At 73.0% G+C, this 16,944-nt stretch carries 15 protein-coding genes and 1 pseudogene; 8 read left to right on the top strand and 8 right to left on the bottom strand.

Features of this window, described 5'->3' with window-relative positions:
• Positions 1-94: 94 nt before the first annotated feature.
• Complete coding sequence (locus FJ657_RS04745) at positions 95-1,288, bottom strand: LacI family DNA-binding transcriptional regulator (RefSeq protein ID WP_141162476.1); 1,194 nt, start codon at positions 1,286-1,288, stop codon at positions 95-97.
• Positions 1,289-1,452: 164 nt separating this feature from the next.
• Here FJ657_RS04745 and FJ657_RS04740 point away from each other — a divergent pair, with 164 nt between their 5' ends.
• From FJ657_RS04740 to FJ657_RS04725, 4 genes are all read left to right on the top strand, one after another.
• Positions 1,453-2,721, top strand: a complete 1,269-nt coding sequence (locus FJ657_RS04740; protein WP_141162475.1) for an MFS transporter — start codon at positions 1,453-1,455, stop codon at positions 2,719-2,721.
• 264 nt (positions 2,722-2,985) lie between these two features.
• Entirely contained in the window at positions 2,986-3,780 is a 795-nt protein-coding gene (locus FJ657_RS04735) for a hypothetical protein (RefSeq protein ID WP_141162474.1), read from the top strand.
• Between the two features lie 61 nt (positions 3,781-3,841).
• On the top strand, positions 3,842-4,537 hold the full coding sequence (nucS, locus tag FJ657_RS04730) for an endonuclease NucS (protein ID WP_141162473.1): 696 nt from the start codon (positions 3,842-3,844) through the stop codon (positions 4,535-4,537).
• A 93-nt stretch (positions 4,538-4,630) separates the two neighbouring features.
• The gene (locus FJ657_RS04725) at positions 4,631-5,128 is read left to right on the top strand and encodes a DUF427 domain-containing protein (RefSeq protein WP_141162472.1); all 498 of its coding nucleotides are present in this window, start codon (positions 4,631-4,633) and stop codon (positions 5,126-5,128) included.
• 48 nt (positions 5,129-5,176) lie between these two features.
• On the opposite strand, the gene FJ657_RS04720 is transcribed toward FJ657_RS04725, so the two are convergent.
• Positions 5,177-6,682 (bottom strand): APC family permease, encoded by a 1,506-nt coding sequence (locus FJ657_RS04720; protein ID WP_141162471.1) that lies wholly within the window; start codon positions 6,680-6,682, stop codon positions 5,177-5,179.
• A 331-nt stretch (positions 6,683-7,013) separates the two neighbouring features.
• Between FJ657_RS04720 and FJ657_RS04715 the strand changes: the two genes are divergently transcribed.
• Entirely contained in the window at positions 7,014-7,691 is a 678-nt protein-coding gene (locus FJ657_RS04715; protein WP_141162470.1) for an HAD hydrolase-like protein, read from the top strand.
• A gap of 13 nt (positions 7,692-7,704) precedes the next feature.
• Here the strand turns inward: FJ657_RS04715 and FJ657_RS04710 are convergent, their stop codons facing one another.
• Positions 7,705-7,935 carry a hypothetical protein gene (locus tag FJ657_RS04710; RefSeq protein WP_141162469.1) on the bottom strand — a complete coding sequence of 77 codons (231 nt, stop codon included), beginning with the start codon at positions 7,933-7,935 and terminating at the stop codon, positions 7,705-7,707.
• A 30-nt stretch (positions 7,936-7,965) separates the two neighbouring features.
• Between FJ657_RS04710 and FJ657_RS04705 the strand changes: the two genes are divergently transcribed.
• Entirely contained in the window at positions 7,966-8,550 is a 585-nt protein-coding gene (locus tag FJ657_RS04705; RefSeq protein ID WP_141162468.1) for a MarR family winged helix-turn-helix transcriptional regulator, read from the top strand.
• A 183-nt stretch (positions 8,551-8,733) separates the two neighbouring features.
• Here the strand turns inward: FJ657_RS04705 and FJ657_RS17190 are convergent, their stop codons facing one another.
• The 4 genes and pseudogenes from FJ657_RS17190 to FJ657_RS04685 form a co-directional block, all read right to left on the bottom strand.
• Positions 8,734-10,314, bottom strand: coding sequence for an FAD-dependent monooxygenase (locus tag FJ657_RS17190; protein WP_219995860.1), 1,581 nt, complete (start codon positions 10,312-10,314; stop codon positions 8,734-8,736).
• A 239-nt stretch (positions 10,315-10,553) separates the two neighbouring features.
• Positions 10,554-11,081 (bottom strand): annotated as a pseudogene (locus tag FJ657_RS04695) (isoprenylcysteine carboxyl methyltransferase family protein); the annotation flags it as partial.
• Positions 11,078-12,223: a type III polyketide synthase gene (locus FJ657_RS04690; protein ID WP_141162466.1), complete on the bottom strand. Its 1,146-nt coding sequence runs from the start codon at positions 12,221-12,223 to the stop codon at positions 11,078-11,080. The gene FJ657_RS04690 and the pseudogene FJ657_RS04695, both read right to left, overlap by 4 nt.
• 261 nt (positions 12,224-12,484) lie before the next feature.
• Positions 12,485-13,213 carry a TetR/AcrR family transcriptional regulator gene (locus FJ657_RS04685; RefSeq protein WP_141162465.1) on the bottom strand — a complete coding sequence of 243 codons (729 nt, stop codon included), beginning with the start codon at positions 13,211-13,213 and terminating at the stop codon, positions 12,485-12,487.
• A gap of 163 nt (positions 13,214-13,376) precedes the next feature.
• Between FJ657_RS04685 and FJ657_RS04680 the strand changes: the two genes are divergently transcribed.
• The gene (locus FJ657_RS04680) at positions 13,377-14,930 is read left to right on the top strand and encodes an MFS transporter (protein ID WP_141162464.1); all 1,554 of its coding nucleotides are present in this window, start codon (positions 13,377-13,379) and stop codon (positions 14,928-14,930) included.
• A 389-nt stretch (positions 14,931-15,319) separates the two neighbouring features.
• On the opposite strand, the gene FJ657_RS04675 is transcribed toward FJ657_RS04680, so the two are convergent.
• Positions 15,320-15,832 carry a rhodanese-like domain-containing protein gene (locus FJ657_RS04675; RefSeq protein WP_141162463.1) on the bottom strand — a complete coding sequence of 171 codons (513 nt, stop codon included), beginning with the start codon at positions 15,830-15,832 and terminating at the stop codon, positions 15,320-15,322.
• Positions 15,833-15,968: 136 nt separating this feature from the next.
• On the opposite strand from FJ657_RS04675, the gene FJ657_RS04670 reads away from it, so the two are divergent.
• Positions 15,969-16,928 carry an EamA family transporter gene (locus FJ657_RS04670; protein WP_255447137.1) on the top strand — a complete coding sequence of 320 codons (960 nt, stop codon included), beginning with the start codon at positions 15,969-15,971 and terminating at the stop codon, positions 16,926-16,928.
• The last annotated feature ends 16 nt before the right edge of the window (positions 16,929-16,944 follow it).

Raw genomic sequence — 16,944 nt, 5'->3', positions numbered from 1 at the left:
GCCTCCCTCGCCGCCGAACGACGCAACTCAGGGGATCCGACTCGAGACGAGGCGCGCGCCGTCCGAGCGCGGATCTCCTGAGTTGCGTCGCGGGTCAGACGCGGGCGCGGGCCGTCGTGGCGCCGCGGTGCAGGGTCGTGCGAAACAGCACCGGATCGGGCGCCGGCGCGTCGGGGTCGGCCAGCGCCGCCAGCACCGCGCGACCGGCCGCCTCGCCCTTGGCCCGGGCGGGCTGCACCATCGTGGTCAGGTCGTGATCCGTGAGTCCGTCGACGCGGATGCCGTCGAAACCGGTCACGCTGAGGTCGTCGGGCACGCGCAGCCCGCGCTCCTCGGCGGCCCGGATGACGCCGATCGCGATCAGGTCGCTCTGCGCGAGGATCGCGGTCGGGCGCGCGGATACGGCGGAGCCGCTGCCAGCGCCAGCCCCGGCGCCAGACGACTCGGCACCGACGACCCTGACACCAGACGACTCGACGCCGGCGAATCCGACGCTGCCGTCGTCGGCGCGCCCGTCGAGCAGCGCCGCCGCCGCCTCGTACCCCGCGGCGATCGAGCTGGCGCTCGCGATCCAGCCCGGCGCATCCGGGAACACCTGCCGCACCCCGTCGAGCCTTTCGCGGGTCGACGGCGCGGTCGCGGCCGCCTCGAGTCCGGGCGTGAGCGGGCCGCTCGTGCGGCGCGACCCGAGCGGCAGGGTGACGATGCCGACGCGATGATGCCCGAGCTCACGCAGGTGCTCGGCGAGGGCGCGGGCACCCTCCACGTTGTCGAGGTCGATCGCGGCGACGCCGTCGGCGTGCGGCGCCTCGAGTCCGATGACGGGGACGCGGCGGCGGCGCAGCAGCTCGAGCGTGTCGAGGATGCCGACGCCGCAGCCGACGAGCACGGCCGCGTCGAAGGGCGAGGAGCTGACGCGCGCTGGGTCGTCAGCGGCGCCCGGGATGATCAGCAACGAGGGTCCGCCGTCGCCGAGACCGTCGGCGAGCCCGTCGAGCTGCGCGAGGTTGATCGGGTCGCGGAAGGCGTCGCCGAGCGCATCCTCGGTCACGACGGCGACGATGCCCGAGCGGCCCTGGCGCAGTCCGCGAGCCCGAGGATCCGGTCCGGCGTAGCCGAGCTTCGCGGCGGCATCGAGCACGCGCTGGCGGGTGGATGCGCTGGCCGGTCCGCTGCCGTTGAGCACGAGCGAGGCGGTCGAGTTCGAGACGCCGGCGCGGGCGGCGACGTCGCTGAGGCGGATACGCGGGTCACGTCCGCCGGGTCCGCCCGTCGCCGAATCGCTCATGGGCTGTTACTGTACTCGAAACGATTCGATCGAAACGATTCGACATCGATGGACCGGCCCGCGGCACCGCCCGCGCTGACCATCCGATGCGTCACGGCAGGCGAGTCCCCCGCCGCACGACCACCCGATCCACCGACCGAGAACGACCTCCGCCGGAGCAGCTCATGACCGACCCCACCGCCGCACCCACCAGCACCGCTGGCAAGCCCCGCGTACCCGCCTGGCGCAACGCGACCTTCGCGATCTTCGCCGCGAACGGCTTCGCGATGGCCACCTGGGTCGCCCGCATCCCCGCCGTGCGCGACGACCTCGGCATCGATCCGGCGCGCGTCGGCGTGCTCATCGCCGGCCTCAGCGCCGGCGCGATCATCGGACTGCTCTCGTCGAGCCACGTGCTCGCCCTGCTCGGCGGGCGCCGCTCGCTGCACGCGGCCCTCGTCATCCAGGCGGTCGGGCTCGTCGTGATCGGGCTCGGCGCCGAGGCGCTGCACAGTTTCCCGATCGCGTTCGTCGGACTGCTGATCTTCGGCTTCAGCTCGTCGATCTGCGACGTCGGCATGAACGTCGAGGGCTCGCTCGTCGAGCATCGCGAGAAGCGCACCCTGCTGCCGCTCATGCACGCCGCCTGGAGCCTCGGCACCGTCACCGGCGGCGGCGTGGCAGCACTCGTCGCCCAGTTCGATGTCGTGCTGTCGGTGCACCTCAGCGTCGCCGCGGTGATCGTCGCGATCGCGGGGCTGATCCCGCCCCGCTTCATCCCGAAGCACCACGAAGACCCGACCGGCGAGCCGACCCAGCCGACGACGATGCGCGACCGCCTCGCGATCTGGCTCGAGCCGCGCACACTCGCGATCGGACTCATCCTGCTCGGCATGGCTTTCGCCGAGGGCAGCGCCAACGACTGGCTCGCGCTCGCGATGGTCGACGACCGCGGGCTCGACCACGCGGCCGGCGCCGCGATGTTCACGATCTTCACGATCGCGATGACGATCGGACGCGTCGGCGGCACCATCGTCGTCAACCGGATCGGCCGCGTGCCCGCCCTGATCGGCTCGGCCGTGCTGGCGATCGTCGGGCTCGTGACCGTCATCCTGATCGACAACCCCGTCACGACCATCGTCGGCATCGTGCTGTGGGGCATCGGCGCATCCCTCGGATTCCCGCTCGGGATGTCGGCGGCCGCCGACGACCCGAAGAAGGCGGCGGCCCGCGTGAGTGCGGTCGCGACCGTCGGCTACTTCGCGTTCCTCGTCGGGCCGCCGGTCATCGGCGTCATCGGCGACTCGATCGGACTGCTGCGGGCCCTGCTGCTCGTCGTCGGGCTCATCGTGATCGCCGCGATCGCCTCCCCCGCCGCTCGCGAATCGGGTGTGCGGGCGCGCAGCGGCAAGGATGCGGCGCCCGGCGCCGGCACGGGCGGCGCGGCGTCCTGACCGACGCGAAACTCAGGAGATCCGCGCTCGGGCGGAGCGCCTGCCTCGCCGGGCGGCGGATCTCCTGAGTTGCGTCGCCCATGGGTATGGCTCGCACCGCACTGCGGATCTCCACGGCCTCACCGCACCTCGCCCGGCGAAGGTGACGGAAGCACAGCGGATGCGCGCGCCAGCCCGGCGCGGCGCTCCCGGCCGGCGGCGGCTCGTGCTGTGATGGGGCGCCCGGCGATGTTCCGGGCATCCACCTCGAGAGAGCCGAACACCGTGTCCCTGCCTCCGCAGCAGCCCGGCCAGCCCGTCGACCCGGAGTTCGGGCGTCGGCCCGACCCGCAGCAGCAGCCGTACCCGCCGCAGCCGCCCTACCCCCAGCCCTCGGCTCCGCAGCCGCTCTACCCGCAAACCTCGGGCCCGCAGCACCTCGTCCCGCCGCAGCCCGCTGGGCCCCCGCAGCCGATCAGCGTGTCGTTCGGCGGCAGCGCGGGCATCGTCAAGGGCGTCGGCATCGGCTGCCTCGTCGTCGTCGCGCTGTGCGCTGTGCAGGTCCTCCTCGACGTCGTGAAGAACGACCCGAGCTGGATCGCGCTCGCCATCGTCGGCGTGCTCGTCGGACTCTTCGGCGCCCTGTGCCTCGCGAGCGTGCGGAACATCCGCGGCGCCGGGCTCGCCGTCGGCGCCGACGGCATCCAGGCGACCCTGCAGGGCAGGACGGTGCGGATCGGCTGGCACGAGATCGCCTACGTCGGCATCTCGATCACGTCGTCGGGCTTCGACGGGCCGGGCGCTCCCCCGGTGCCGAGCCGCTACCGCGGACGCTCGATCATCCGCATCCGCCTCGCCGGAACCACCCCGGGCTTCACCGATCGGCCAGACATGAAGTTCCTCGTCACGAACGACGAGCAGGCGCCCTACACGCACAAGCTCCCGATCGCGAAGGCCGGCGCGCTCGGCGACGACCGCTTCGGCTTCATCGACCCGGTCGCGCGCGCACTCGCGGGCTTCGGCGGGACGCGGTTCACGGGTGTCGAGCAGAAGCGCGTGGCCGTCGGCCGGTACAGCTGAGCCCCGCGCTCCGGCGCTCCCGTCGTGCGCCGTGCCGCATCCGCCGACCTAGACTCGTCGGGTGCGTCTCGTCGTTGCCCGCTGCTCGGTCGACTACGCCGGCCGACTCAGCGCCCACCTCCCGCTCGCGACCCGCCTGCTGCTGCTGAAGAGCGACGGCAGCGTGCTCGTGCACTCCGATTCGCTGAGCTACAAGCCGCTCAACTGGATGAGCCCGCCGTGCGCCCTCACGATCGACGAGGTGGATGAGGAGCGCGCCGCCGCCGGCGTCAGCGAGATCTGGCGGGTCACCCACGCGAAGACCGCCGACCTGCTCGTGATCTCGATCCACGAGATCCTGCACGACTCGCAGCACGAGCTCGGCATCGACCCGGGCCTGCAGAAGGACGGCGTCGAGGCCGACCTGCAGCGCCTGCTCGCCGACCAGATCGAACTGCTCGGGGAGGGCCACACGCTCGTGCGCCGCGAGTACATGACGGCGATCGGGCCCGTCGACATCCTCGCGCGGGATGCCGCGGGCAAGTCGGTCGCGGTCGAGATCAAGCGTCGCGGAGACATCGACGGCGTCGAGCAGCTCACCCGCTACCTCGAGCTCATGAACCGCGACCCGCTGCTCGCGCCGGTCGCCGGCGTCTTCGCCGCGCAGGAGATCAAGCCGCAGGCGCGCGTGCTCGCCGAGGATCGCGGTATCCGCTGCCTCGTGCTCGACTACGACGCCATGCGCGGACTCGACGACCACCTCGCCCGCCTGTTCTGACCCGTCGTCCAGAGGCCTCGTCCGGCATGACAGAACCCTGCATCCGACCTGACCGCCAGAGCCGCCGTCGGTCGCCGCGCGTAGCCTGACGCCATGCGCCGCCCCGTTCCCGAGAAGCCCGGCCCCGGCCAGGAATCGGTGTGGGACTACCCGCGCCCGCCCCGCGTCGAGCACGTCGACCGGCGCGTGACGATCGACCTCGGCGGCGAGCGGATCGTCGATACGCGCGACGTGGTCCGGGTGCTCGAGACGAGCCATCCGCCCGTCTACTACGTGCGGTTCGCGGATGTCGCCGACGGCGTCGTGCAGTCCGCGGCGGGGGCGTCGATGTGCGAGTTCAAGGGGTCCGCGCGCTACTTCAGCCTCACCGCGGGCGGCGTCACGGCCGAGCGCGCCGCCTGGAACTACCCGACGCCGCTCCCCGGATACGAGACCCTCGCCGACCGCCTCGCGATCTACCCCGAGCAGATGGATGCCTGCACGGTCGACGGCGAGCGCGTCATCCCCCAGCCCGGCGGCTTCTACGGCGGCTGGATCACCTCGGCTGTCGTCGGCCCGTTCAAGGGGATCCCCGGCTCGATGGGCTGGTAGCGCCAGCGTCCCGCCGACCGGAACCCGGCATCCCGCGCCCCGCCGACCTCAGTCGAGCTTCGGCGACGCCTCCCCGCGCAGGCCGGCCGCGCGCAGCTCGGCGCCGACGCGCGACGTGCGGCGCCCGTAGAGCAGGTAGACCACGAGTCCGACGACGAGCCAGATCAGGAACCGCACCCAGGTCAGCGTCGTCAGGTTGAACATGAGCCACAGGCACAGGGCGGCCGAGAGGATGGGCAGCACCGGCGACAGCGGAACCCGGAAGCCGCGCTGGAGATCCGGCCGGGTGCGCCGCAGCACGACGACGGCGACGCTCACCAGCACGAACGCGGAGAGCGTGCCGATGTTGATCATCTCTTCGAGCAGCCCCACGTCGAAGAACGCGGCCGTGAGAGCGACGAGCGCTCCGCCGATCACGATCGTGCGCACCGGCGTCTTGCGCGACGAGGTCTTCGAGAGCGCCCGCGGCAGCAGCCCGTCGCGGCTCAAGGCGAAGACGATGCGCGAGAGCCCGAGCAGCAGCACCATGATCACGGTCGTCAGCCCCGCAAGCGCGCCGAAGGAGATCACGGCCGACGCCCACGGCTGGCCGACGAGCTGGAACGCGGTCGCGAGCGACGGCGCATCCGACTTCGCCAGCTCGGTGTAGGGCACCATGCCGGTCAGCACGATCGACACGAGGATGTAGAGCACGCTCACGATGCCGAGCCCGAGGAAGATGCCGCGCGGCAGGGTGCGCTGCGGCTTCTTCACCTCCTCGGCGCTCGTCGCGACGACGTCGAAGCCGATGAAGGCGAAGAAGACGAGGGATGCCGCGGCCAGCAGCCCGAAGACGCCGTACTGCGCCGGCGCCGAGCCGCTGACGAAGGAGAACAGCGACTGCGTCCAGACATCCGCGCCGCCGCCCGTCGTGGGCTTCGCGGGAGGGATGAAGGGGCTGTAGTTGGCGGCCTTGACGAAGAAGAAGCCGACCACGATGACGAAGATCACGATCGCGACCTTGATGACCGTGAACACGGCGCCGACGCGGGTCGTGAGCTTCGTGCCGAGGGCCAGCAGCGCGGTGAAGACCGCGACGACGACGAACGCCGGCCAGCTCACCTCGATGCCGCCGAGCTTGAACGTCGAGGCGAAGGGCAGCCCGATCGATTCGAGCGCCGTCGCGAGATAGACGCCCCAGTACTTCGCCAGCACCGCCGCGGCGGTGAACATCTCGAGGATCAGATCCCACGCGATGATCCACGCGATCGGCTCGCCGAGCGTCGCGTAGGTGAAGGTGTAGGCGCTGCCCGCGACCGGCACTGTCGAGGCGAACTCGGCGTAGCACATGATCGCCAGGCCGCAGGTGATGGCGGCGAGCACGAAGCTGATGATCACGCTCGGCCCCGCGAAGCTGGCCGCGGCCTGCGCGCCGACGCTGAAGATGCCGGCGCCGACCGCGACCGCGACGCCCATGAGCGCCAGGTCCCAGGTGCCGAGGCTGCGCTTGAGGCTGCGCTCGCCGTCGTCCGAGTCGGCGACCGAGGCCTCCACCGATTTCACGCGCCACGCCATGTCATCCGCCTTCCGTGCAGGGTCGTCGGGGTGGGGCGCTCGCGGGGCGGAGTCGCGCGGGGGCGCGAGCCGGGCGGTGTCCGGGGTGTCCGACGATGACCCGCGGCGACGACCGTCGTCGGTGCCGGAGTGGGGGATGGTGCCAGGTGGATGCCGTCGGGCTGCCGCCGCGAACGCGCCGCCCATCCTTGCAGTCGCGTCGTCGGCGGGGCGAATCGGGCATCGGCGGAAGGGGCGCGCGTGCCGGCATCCGCGCGTCCGCCGGCGCACAGCACCGCGCCCCGGTCGGGGGCGGGAAGCGTTCACCTGGCGGGCCTAGCCTGGACGGGATATGAGCATCTCCCCGTACTCCGCCGTGCTGTTCGACCTCGACGGCACGATCGCCGACTCGGCGCCGGGAATCACCGCCTCGCTCGCCTGGACCTACGAGCAGCTCGGCCGCCCGGTGCCGACCCCGGCCGAGCTGATGAAGTGGGTGGGGCCGCCGATCCTCGACTCCTTCCGCGAGTACATGGGGCTGGATGAGGCCGGCGCCCGCGACGCCCTCGCGATCTACCGCCCGCACTACGTGGCGCACGGGGTCAACGACGCGACGATCTTCCCCGGCGTCGAGCGCGTGCTGCGCGCGATCAAGGCCGCGGGGCTGCCGCTGTCGCTCGCGACGTCGAAGCCCGAGGGGCCGGCCCGCGCGATCCTCGATGGCTTCGGCATCACCGACCTCTTCGACGAGATCGCCGGCGCGAGCGAAGACGAGACGCGCAGCGCGAAAGCGGATGTGGTGGAGGAGGCCCTGCGCCGCCTCACCGCCGACGGATTCGACGCGAGCCGCCCCGTGCTCGTCGGCGACCGCTCGCACGACATCGAGGGTGCGGCTGCGCACGGCGTTCCGACGATCCTCGTCGCCTGGGGCTACGGGGCCCCGGCCGAGCAGGCGGGCGCCGTCGCGGTGGCGGGCGACGCGGATGCGCTGCTCTCGGCCCTCGGACTCGTCGAGGATCGCGCGGCCTGAGCCCCCGCTCGCATCAGGCGGCGGACGACGCGCTCGGCGTCGGGCAGTGCAGGCGCGTCGGCGTGTGCCCGTCGGTCGAGCGCTCGATCTCGTGCGACGCCATCGCCTGGCCGCAGAGCGGGCACATCGCGGGCGGCGGAGCGTCGGTGCGCTCTCCGCCTCGACCCGGCCCGAGCTGCGCCGGGCCGAGGTACGGGTACAGCGCCCTGTTCAGGCGATCCCACCAGCGCTTCCCCTTGGTCATGATCGTTAGTGTACTAATGATTCGCACACTATGCTGACGGACGTGGATGCCGCGACACCGGACGAGATCACCGCACCCGGCGTGACATCCGCCGCGACGGAGAGCGCCGCATCCGCAGCTGGTCGTGATGCCGAGCCTGGCGCGCCGGCGTGGACCTCGACGGCGAACCACACCCCGACGTCCACGCCCGACGACCCGCTCGCGCTCGACCGCCAGCTCTGCTTCGCGCTCGTCGCCGCGGCGCGCAGCGTGGTCGCCGTCTACGGTCCGGTGCTCGAGCCGCTCGGACTCACGCATCCGCAGTACCTCGTCATGCTCGCGCTGTGGGAGCGCAGCCCGCGCACGCTGCGCGACCTCGCGTCCACGCTGCGGCTCGAGTCGGCGACGCTGAGCCCGCTCGTGAAGCGGCTCGAGCAGGCCGGACTCGTCGAGCGCCGCCGCGACCCCGCGGATGAGCGCGCGCTCGCGGTGTCGCTGACGGACGCGGGGGTCGCGCTGCGCCGTGAGGCCGAGAAGGTTCCGGGCCGCGTCGTCGAGAGCCTCGGCATGAGCGTCGAGCAGCTCACCGGGGTGCGCGACGCGCTGACCGGGCTGCTGGCGGGCATCGACCGCTGACCCTGCTCCCCGGCATCCCCCGCTCCTCGCTCCCCCGTTCCCCGGATCGATCGGTCGCAACGCGCCGTCATGGCGCGCGGATAGCGGCGCGTTGCGACCGGTCGACTGCTTGGCCTGTCGAGTGGGGCGCGCGAAACGTGGGTGGGCGGCGACGCCAGTGGTCGCGGCGGGGCGCGCCCCGGCTCAGCGGGCGAGGCGGTCGACGACGGCGCCGAACCAGGCGGGGCGGGATGCCGCGAGCGGCACGATGCGCCGCCGCAATGCCGGCACGGTCGCGGCCCAGGCGAGCAGCCCCGTCACCCGCCGGAACTGCCGCGTCACGTGGAACCAGTCCGCCTCGTAGTGCACCGCATCCCCCGAGCGGATGCGCTTCACCGCCGCGCGCGCCTGGTCGAAGCCGAGGCGCAGGCCCTCGCCGGTGATCGCATCCACGTAGCCGGTGGCGTCGCCGACGAGCAGCACGCGCCCGGCGACGCGGCGCCGCGTGCGCTGCCGGAACGGCCCCGCCCCCATGACCTCGTCGGCCCACTCGACGTCGGCGAGGTCGGCGAGGGGATGGGCGTCGTCGGCCGCGACGGAACCGGCCCCGGAGCGGGTCGCGCCGGGTGAGGACTCGCCGGGTGAGGACTCCCCACCGCGTGCCGGCACGTCGCCGCCCGGCGCGCGCCCGGCGAGCCGGGCGACCAGCTCCGGCGCCTCGGCGATCGCCTCGTCGAAGCCGACGCCCTGCCGCGCGAGCACGGCGATGCCGACGAGCCGGTCGTCGACGGGGGTGACGTAGATCTCGGCGCGCGGAGTCCAGTGCACCTCGATGAGCTCGCTCCACGGGGTGACGCGCGCGTGCCGGCGCAGTCCGTAGCGGCGACGCCGCCGCGGCGCCGGACGCGCGAGCCCGACCTCGCGGGCGATCGTCGAATGCAGTCCGTCGGCGGCGATGAGCCAGCTGGCGCGGATGCCGGCGGCGGTGACGCCCGTCGCGTCCTGAACCACCGCATCCGCTTTCACCGGGATGCGCGTGACCCCGAGACCGGCGGCGCGCTCGGCGAGCGCCCGGTGCAGCTCGGTGCGGCGAACGCCGAGGCCGACCGCGGCGCCCTCGGGGAAGCGGTGCTCGACCGAGCGGGCGCCGTCGGTGTAGCGCACACCGCGCAGGGCTAGGCCGTGCGGGGCGACACCGAGGCGGCCGAGCAGCGGGAGCGCGCCGGGCATGAGTCCCTCGCCGCAGGCCTTGTCGATGGGGTCGCCGGGGCGCGCGAGGCCGAGGAGGCTGGATGCGGGACCGGCGTCGGGACCGGCAACCGCCTCGGCACCGTCAGCGAGCGCGTCGACGCCGCTCACGCTGCCACCGCGCTGGTCACCGACCGGGAGGGGCGCATCGCCGCCGGCGACGCTCCCGCCGGCCTCCGTCGTACTCACAGCCGGACGCACTCCACGATCCCGCTGCCCGCCGCCGCGCGGCTCCGCGATCGCGACCGTCAGCCCGGCGAGGCGGGCCTCGATCGCCGCCACGAGACCCACGGGGCCGCCACCGACGATGAGCACGTCGACGTCGGCGGTCGGATCGAGCGCGGCGCGGCCATGGTCGACGTCGGCTTCGGGGTCTCCGCCGGCACCCGCTGCTTCGGCGACGCGGCGCCCCGCGGCGCGGGCTGCGCCGAGAGCCGTGTCGCCCGCCCTGCCGAGCCGGTCGCGGGCGCGCGTTCCACCGGCGCCGCTCTCCGTGCGCTCCTTCGGCGGATCCCGCCGCTCATCCCTCTCGACCATCACTCCGACCCTGCCTCATCGGCGGGCTGACCGTCGATCGGTCGCAAACTGTCGCCACGAACACGACCAGGCGACAGTTTGCGACCGATCGATGGAGAGGGCGCGATGGGCGGGGCATCCGACGTCCCGTGAGCGTCGGCCGACTCGACGATGTCCGAGCCCGCGCCCGAGCTCACGCCCGCGCCCGCAGCCGCGCCCGAAGTCGAGACCTCACTCGCATCCGCATCCGCAACCGCACTCGCGGCGAGCGCCCGCAGCGCGCGATCCTCGACCGGGATGCGGAAGCCGAGCAGCAGCACCGCGTTGAGCACCGTGAAGGCGAGCGCGGTGATCCACGCGGTGTGCACGAGCGGCAGCACGATCCCCTCGATCACGACGACGAGGTAGTTGGGATGCGGCAGCCACGCCCAGCGGTACGGTCCGCGGGTCACGCGGCCGGCGCCGGGCACGACGATCACGCGGGTGTTCCACTGCGGGCCGAGGCTCGCGATGATCCACAGCCGGGCGGCCTGGCAGGCGACGGCGATCACGAGCATCGGCCAGCCGAGCGCGGGGATGAACGGACGATCGAGTGCCCACGCCTCGACGACGGCGCCGACGAGCAGGGCGGTGTGCAGGGCGACCATCCACGGGAAGTGCCGCCGCCCGTGCTCCACCCCGCCCCGGGCGAAGGCCGCGGCCGCGTTGCGCGTCGAGACGCGCAGCTCGTTGAGGCGCTCGACGCCGGTCGCGACGACGAGCGCGGTGAACAGGATGAGGCTGGTCACGCGGGCGCCCCCGGCTCGGCATCCGCTGGCGGCACCGCATCCCAGCGCAGCAGCACGATCTCGCTGGTGACGCCGGGGCCGAGCGCGAACAGGAGTCCGATGGCGCCGGCCGGCTGCGCCGGGGTGCGCGCGAGCACGTGCAGCACCGACGCCGAGGAGAGGTTGCCGGTCTCGCGCAGCGATTCCCACGCGGTGTCGAGAGCATCGTCGGGCAGGTCGAGCGTGTGGGCGAAGGCCTCGAGCACGCGGGGTCCGCCGGCGTGGGCGACCCAGGTCGACACGTCGCGGCGGACGAGGCCGTTGCCGCCGAGCAGCGCATCCACGTCGGCGGCGAAGTTCGCGTCGATCGCTCCGGCGACCTCGGCGGTCAGCACGATGCGGAAGCCGGTGCCGCCGAGCTCGAACCCGAGCACGCCCTCGCTGTCGGGGTAGAGCGAGCTGAGCGTGTCGACGATCCTCGGCACGGTCGCGGGCGGCGGCGTGTGCACGGCGGATCGGGTGGATGCTCGCGCCGGCGGGACCCATGCATCCCCCACCACGACGGCCGCGGCGGCGCCGTCGCCGAAGAGCCCCGTCGCGACGGCGTTCGCGATGCTGCGGTCTGCGCGCTGCAGCGTGAGCGAGCACAGCTCGACGGCGAGCACGACGGCGACGTCCTCGGGATACCCGGCCAGGTAGTCGTGGGCGCGAGCGAGGCCCGCGGCCCCGGCGACGCATCCCAGCCCGAACGAGGGGATGCGCTTCAGATCGCGCCGGAAGCCGAGCCGCCCCGCGAGCACCGCGTCGATCGACGGTGCGGCCGCTCCGGTCACCGAGGTGAAGAAGAAGTGGTCGACATCGGCGGGCTCGAGGCCCGCGTCGGCGAGCGCCGCCCGCACCGCCCGCTCGCCCAGGTCGGCGCCCGCATCCAGCCATACCCGGTTCGTCGCGTCGAAGCCGCCGAGATCCGCGTAGCTCTCGATCGGCAGCACGGTGTGCCGGGTGCGGATGCCGGCGCTCGCGTGCATCCGCTCGAACACCGCGCGCTCGGTGCGCAGAGCCGGATCGTCGAGCCCGATCGCGCGCACGAGCTCAGCCGTGATGTCGGACTGCGCCGACGAGTGCGACGGCAGAACCGGGGCGACCGCCACGATGCGCGACATGGCGCCATCGTGTCAGCGTCGCGCCGCCTCGCGCGCGGAACGGGTCCGCTGTTCGGGGCACACCCAGGTCGGACCCAGCGCTCAGCGGCGCGTGTCGGTGCTCCCCTTCCCGGAGCCGGCCGCGGCGACTCGACCCGAGCCCGACGCGGGTTGATCGGTCGCCAACTGTCGCTATGACCGCTCGATAGCGACAGTTATCGACCGATCACGTTGGAGTGGTGGCGTTCCGCGGAGGGTCTCGCGGGGAGGGCGCGTGATTCGCTACCAGCGCTCGTCGGCGCGCGGCACGACCCCGGCGACGGCATCCAGGTCGGGGAAGCACATCGCGAGCAGCTCGTCGGCGGGTCCGCTGCCGTCGCTGTCGAGCATCCTCAGCCCGATCAGGGTGTTGAGCAGCATGCCGTAGGAGAGGAACTCCTTGCCGAACTCGGCGTCGAAGCCCGCTTCTTCGCGGATGAAGCGCCAGATGCGGCCGAAGGAGGCGCGCGCGACGGGGCCGATGACCGGGTCGCCGCCGCGCAGGAACGCCTGCAGCATCGTGAGGTGCAGCCCGCGCTCGCCGAGCAGGCGCAGGTAGGCGACGCTCATCGCCTGCTTGCGGGCGTGGATGCGCTGGCTCGCGTCGGCGTCGGCGTCGGCCGGGAGTGACGCGTCGGCCTCGGCGAGCGCGGCGCGGAAGTCGGTCTCGAGCCGCTGGGCGACGACCTCGAAGGCGGCGAGGAAGAGCCCCTGCTTCGAGCCGAACATCCGCACCACGTAGGCCTGGCTGACGCCGGCCGCCTGCGCGAGGTCGTCGGTCGTGGCGCCGTCGTAGCCCTTGGCGCCGAAGACGGCGATCGAGGCGGCGAGGATCTGCGCGCGACGCTCCTCCGAGCTCATCCGCCCGCCGGATGCCGGCGCGGCGGCGCCCGATCCCGCGTCGCCCGCACCCGTGATCTCGGCGGTTGCGCCACCGGAGCTGGCAGTTCGGGCGGAGGTTCGCGGGCTCATGTTGACAAGGTTATCAAACGTTTACTACGTTTCGAGTAATCAGTTGATTACAACCACAGCGAGCCCTTCGCCCGCCGCGAGTTCTCGACCGACACCGCGACCGGATGCGCAGCCGGCCGCACCCCGCATCTACTCGACACTCCCTCTCGACTCAGGAGAAACGATGTCCACCGACACCCTCGACACCGCGCCCAGCGGCGCGCCCGGCGCGACCGGCGCCCCGTCGACCCCGCGCACCCGCCGCGCGCGCCCCTTCGGGCTCGTGCTGATCGCCGCATCCCTGCCGATGTTCATGGCGACCCTCGACAACCTCGTCATGACCAACGCGCTGCCCGTGCTGCACGAGAAGCTCGGCGCGAGCGTCGAGCAGCTGCAGTGGTTCGTCAACGCCTACACGCTCGCCTTCGCGGGCACGATCCTGTTCGCCTCGGCGCTCGGCGACCGCATCGGCCGCCGCCGCGTGTTCCTCGCCGGCATCGCGATCTTCGGCATCGGCTCGGCCCTCGCCGCGCTGAGCACCGAGCCGTGGCAGCTCATCGTCGCCCGCGCGATCCAGGGCTTCGGCGGCGCGGCCGTCATGCCGCTCTCGCTCGCGCTCGTCGCCGGAGCCGTGCGTCCCGAACGTCGTCCGCTCGCGATCGGCATCTGGGGCGGCGTCAGCGGCCTCGGCGTCGCGCTCGGGCCGCTCGTCGGCGGCGCCGTCATGGAGGGCTGGAACTGGCAGGCGATCTTCTGGATCAACGTGCCCGTCGCGATCATCAGCATCCCCCTCGCCCTGATCGTGCTGAACGAGGTGCGCGGCCGCCGCGAGCGCCTCGACATCCCCGGCGTGCTGCTCGCCGGAGTCGGCGTGCTCGCCCTCGTGCACGCGATCGTGCGCGGCAACGACGACGGCTGGGATTCGCTCGGGGTCATCGCCGAGCTCGTGATCGCCGGCGGTCTGCTGGTCGCGTTCCTCGTGCGTCAGCGCCTCACGGTCGCGCCGATGATGCCGCTGCGGCTGTTCCGCGACCGGTCGTTCTCGGTGGTCAACGTGGTCGGCTTCGCGTTCAGCTTCGGGTCGATGGGGGCGGTGTTCATCCTCATCCAGTTCCTGCAGGTCGTTCAGGGCTCGAGCCCGTTCGAGGCCGCACTGCAGACCACCCCGTGGACGCTCGCGCCCGTCATCGTGGCGCCTCTCGCCGGCATCTTCGGCGGACGCATCGGCACCCGCGCCCTCATCACCGCCGGCATGCTGCTGCAGGCGATCGGGCTGTTCTGGATCGCGTCGATCATGAGCGCGACCGTGCCCTACGTCGACCTCGTCGCGCCGTTCATCATCGCCGGCGTCGGCATGGCGCTCGTCTTCGCGCCGTCGTCGACCGCGCTGCTCTCCACGCTGGTGGATGCCGACCACGCCAAGGCCTCGGGCGTCAACTCGACGGTGCGCGAGATCGGCGTCGCGCTCGGCATCGCCGTGCTGACCGCGATCTTCACCGGCGCCGGCGGCGAGCTCACCCCGACCGGCTACGTCGCCGCGGCCCAGCCGGCGGTCATCACCGGCGCCGCGGTGCTGCTCGGGGCGGCGGTGCTCGGGCTGCTGCTGCCGGCGGGACGCCGGGTCGCGGCGGCGGCGGGCGGGGCGGCTGGTGCGGCCGACGCGACCTCGGTGACGCGGTCGACGTCGACGGCCGGGGCGACCTCGGATCTCGAGCCGGCGGGCACGCCCGCCGACTGATCGGTCGCGTGCACGGAAGCCGCTGAGCAGCACGGTCGAGCCGCAATACCGCTCGAGACCGCCGCTCAGCGGCTTCCGTGCACGTCGTTGCGGAAGCACGAGCTCGCCGAACCGCCTCTGGACGGGTGCGCCGCCCATCCGAAACCGCGTACCCGCACGGAACCCGCCGCCGCACGGCGTCCGACCCCGAAGTGGCTCGGCGCAGGTATCGCCCGGCCCGGAACGAAGGAACCGCCGCCGCGCATCCTGAGTCGTCCCTGCACGGCGACCCGCGGAGCGCGGCGACGGTTGTCTATGGGGCCCGTCCGGCGGTGAACCGGATGGGTGATGAGGCGTGGAACGGTGATGCGGATGACGCAGCCGGGGTCTCGACGCCCCTCAGAGGAGCGTCAGCACTCGCAACTGATGACACCGTCCACCCCGGGGCGGGGTGCCGTCAAGATGTCGAGGGGGATGTTCAGCGCGCCGCCATCGTCTTCGACGCCCAGACCCTCCTTCGCCCAGTACTCGAAACCGCCGATCATCTCGCGCACCGCGTAGCCGAGACGGCTGAATCGCAGGGCCGCCTTGGTGCTGCCGTTGCATCCCGGGCTCCAGCAGTAGACGACCACGGGCATGTCGAGCGGGATCTCGCGCGGCGCCCGGTCATCGATCTCGGCGGTGGGCAGGTGGATGGCGCCGGGCACCCGCCCCTGGTGCCAGGCGGCGTGCCCGCGCGTGTCGACGAGCACGAAGCGCTCCCCCGCGGTGATCGCGGCGGCGACGTCGCTCGGGTCGGTCTCGTAGCGCAGCTTCGCGGCGAAGTGCTCGATCGCGGCGGCGCGAGCGGCGGGGTCGAGGCCGGCGGCGACGGGCGCCCCGGCCGGCTCGGTCGGCGTCGCGGTGGTGGATGCGCTGCTCATGCCGTCAGCGTAGGAATGCCGCCTTCTCGCCGTCGCGCGCTTTCCCGCCAGCGGCACCCGACATCCGGCCACTGGATCCGGCCACGCGATCCAGCCTCGCGGTCCGGACGCGCCACCCGTGCGGAAGACTGATGCGGTGACCCGCGCGCTGCCCTCCTGGACGAGCGCCCCGCCGACCGCCGCCGGACTGGTCGTGATCGGGCTCGCCTGCCAGGAGGTCGGCGCCTCGATCGCGGTGCTGCTGTTCCCCTCGGTCGGCGCCCTCGGGATGGTCACCCTGCGTCTGGTGTTCTCGGCGCTGGTGCTGCTGCTCGTCGCGCGGCCGAAACTCAGCGGGCGCAGCGGTCGGGACTGGCTGACGGCACTGCTGTTCGGCGGCGCGATCGCGGCGATGAACAGCGCCTTCTACGTGTCGATCGAGCGCATCCCGCTCGGCATCGCCGTGACGATCGAGGTGCTCGGTCCGCTGACGCTGTCGGTCATCGCCGGACGCAAGCCTCTCGCCTTCCTCTGGGCCGGCCTCGCGGTGATCGGCGTGATCGTGCTCGGCGGCGTCGATCTTGGCCGGCTCGAACCGCTCGGCGTCGCGCTCGCACTCGTCGCCGCGGCCTGCTGGATCGGCTACATCCTCGCCTCGGCCGAGACCGGACGCCGCTTCGCCCGCCTCGACGGCCTCGCGATCGCGATGGCGATCGGCGCGGTGCTGAGCCTGCCCGGCGGCATCGTCAGCGCGGGCGCGTCGCTCGTCGATCCCGTGCACCTCGGCCTCGGCTTCGCGGTCGCGCTGCTGTCGTCGGCAGTGCCGTACGGCCTCGAGATGATCGCGCTGCGCCGCCTCAGCGAGGCGACGTTCGGGGTGCTGATGAGCCTCGCGCCGGCGCTCGCGACCACCGCCGGACTCGTGCTGCTGCACCAGGCCGTGCATCCGCTCGACCTCGTGGGCATCGGGCTCGTGATCGCGGCGAGCATCGGCGCGGTCGTCAGCACGTCGCGCGGACGCGGCGGCGACAGGGGTCGCGGCGCGCGCGGACGGGACGCGGCGGATGACGGGCGCGGCTCCGCCGGCACGTCGCCGTTCGAGCCGCCGCTCGCCTGAACTGGGAGCGTCGACG

Source organism: Schumannella soli (assembly GCF_006517435.1).
GTDB classification, from domain to species: Bacteria; Actinomycetota; Actinomycetes; order Actinomycetales; family Microbacteriaceae; genus Schumannella; species Schumannella soli.
Note: the sequence above shows the minus strand (reverse complement) of the source record. Positions and strands in the feature narration are given on the sequence as shown.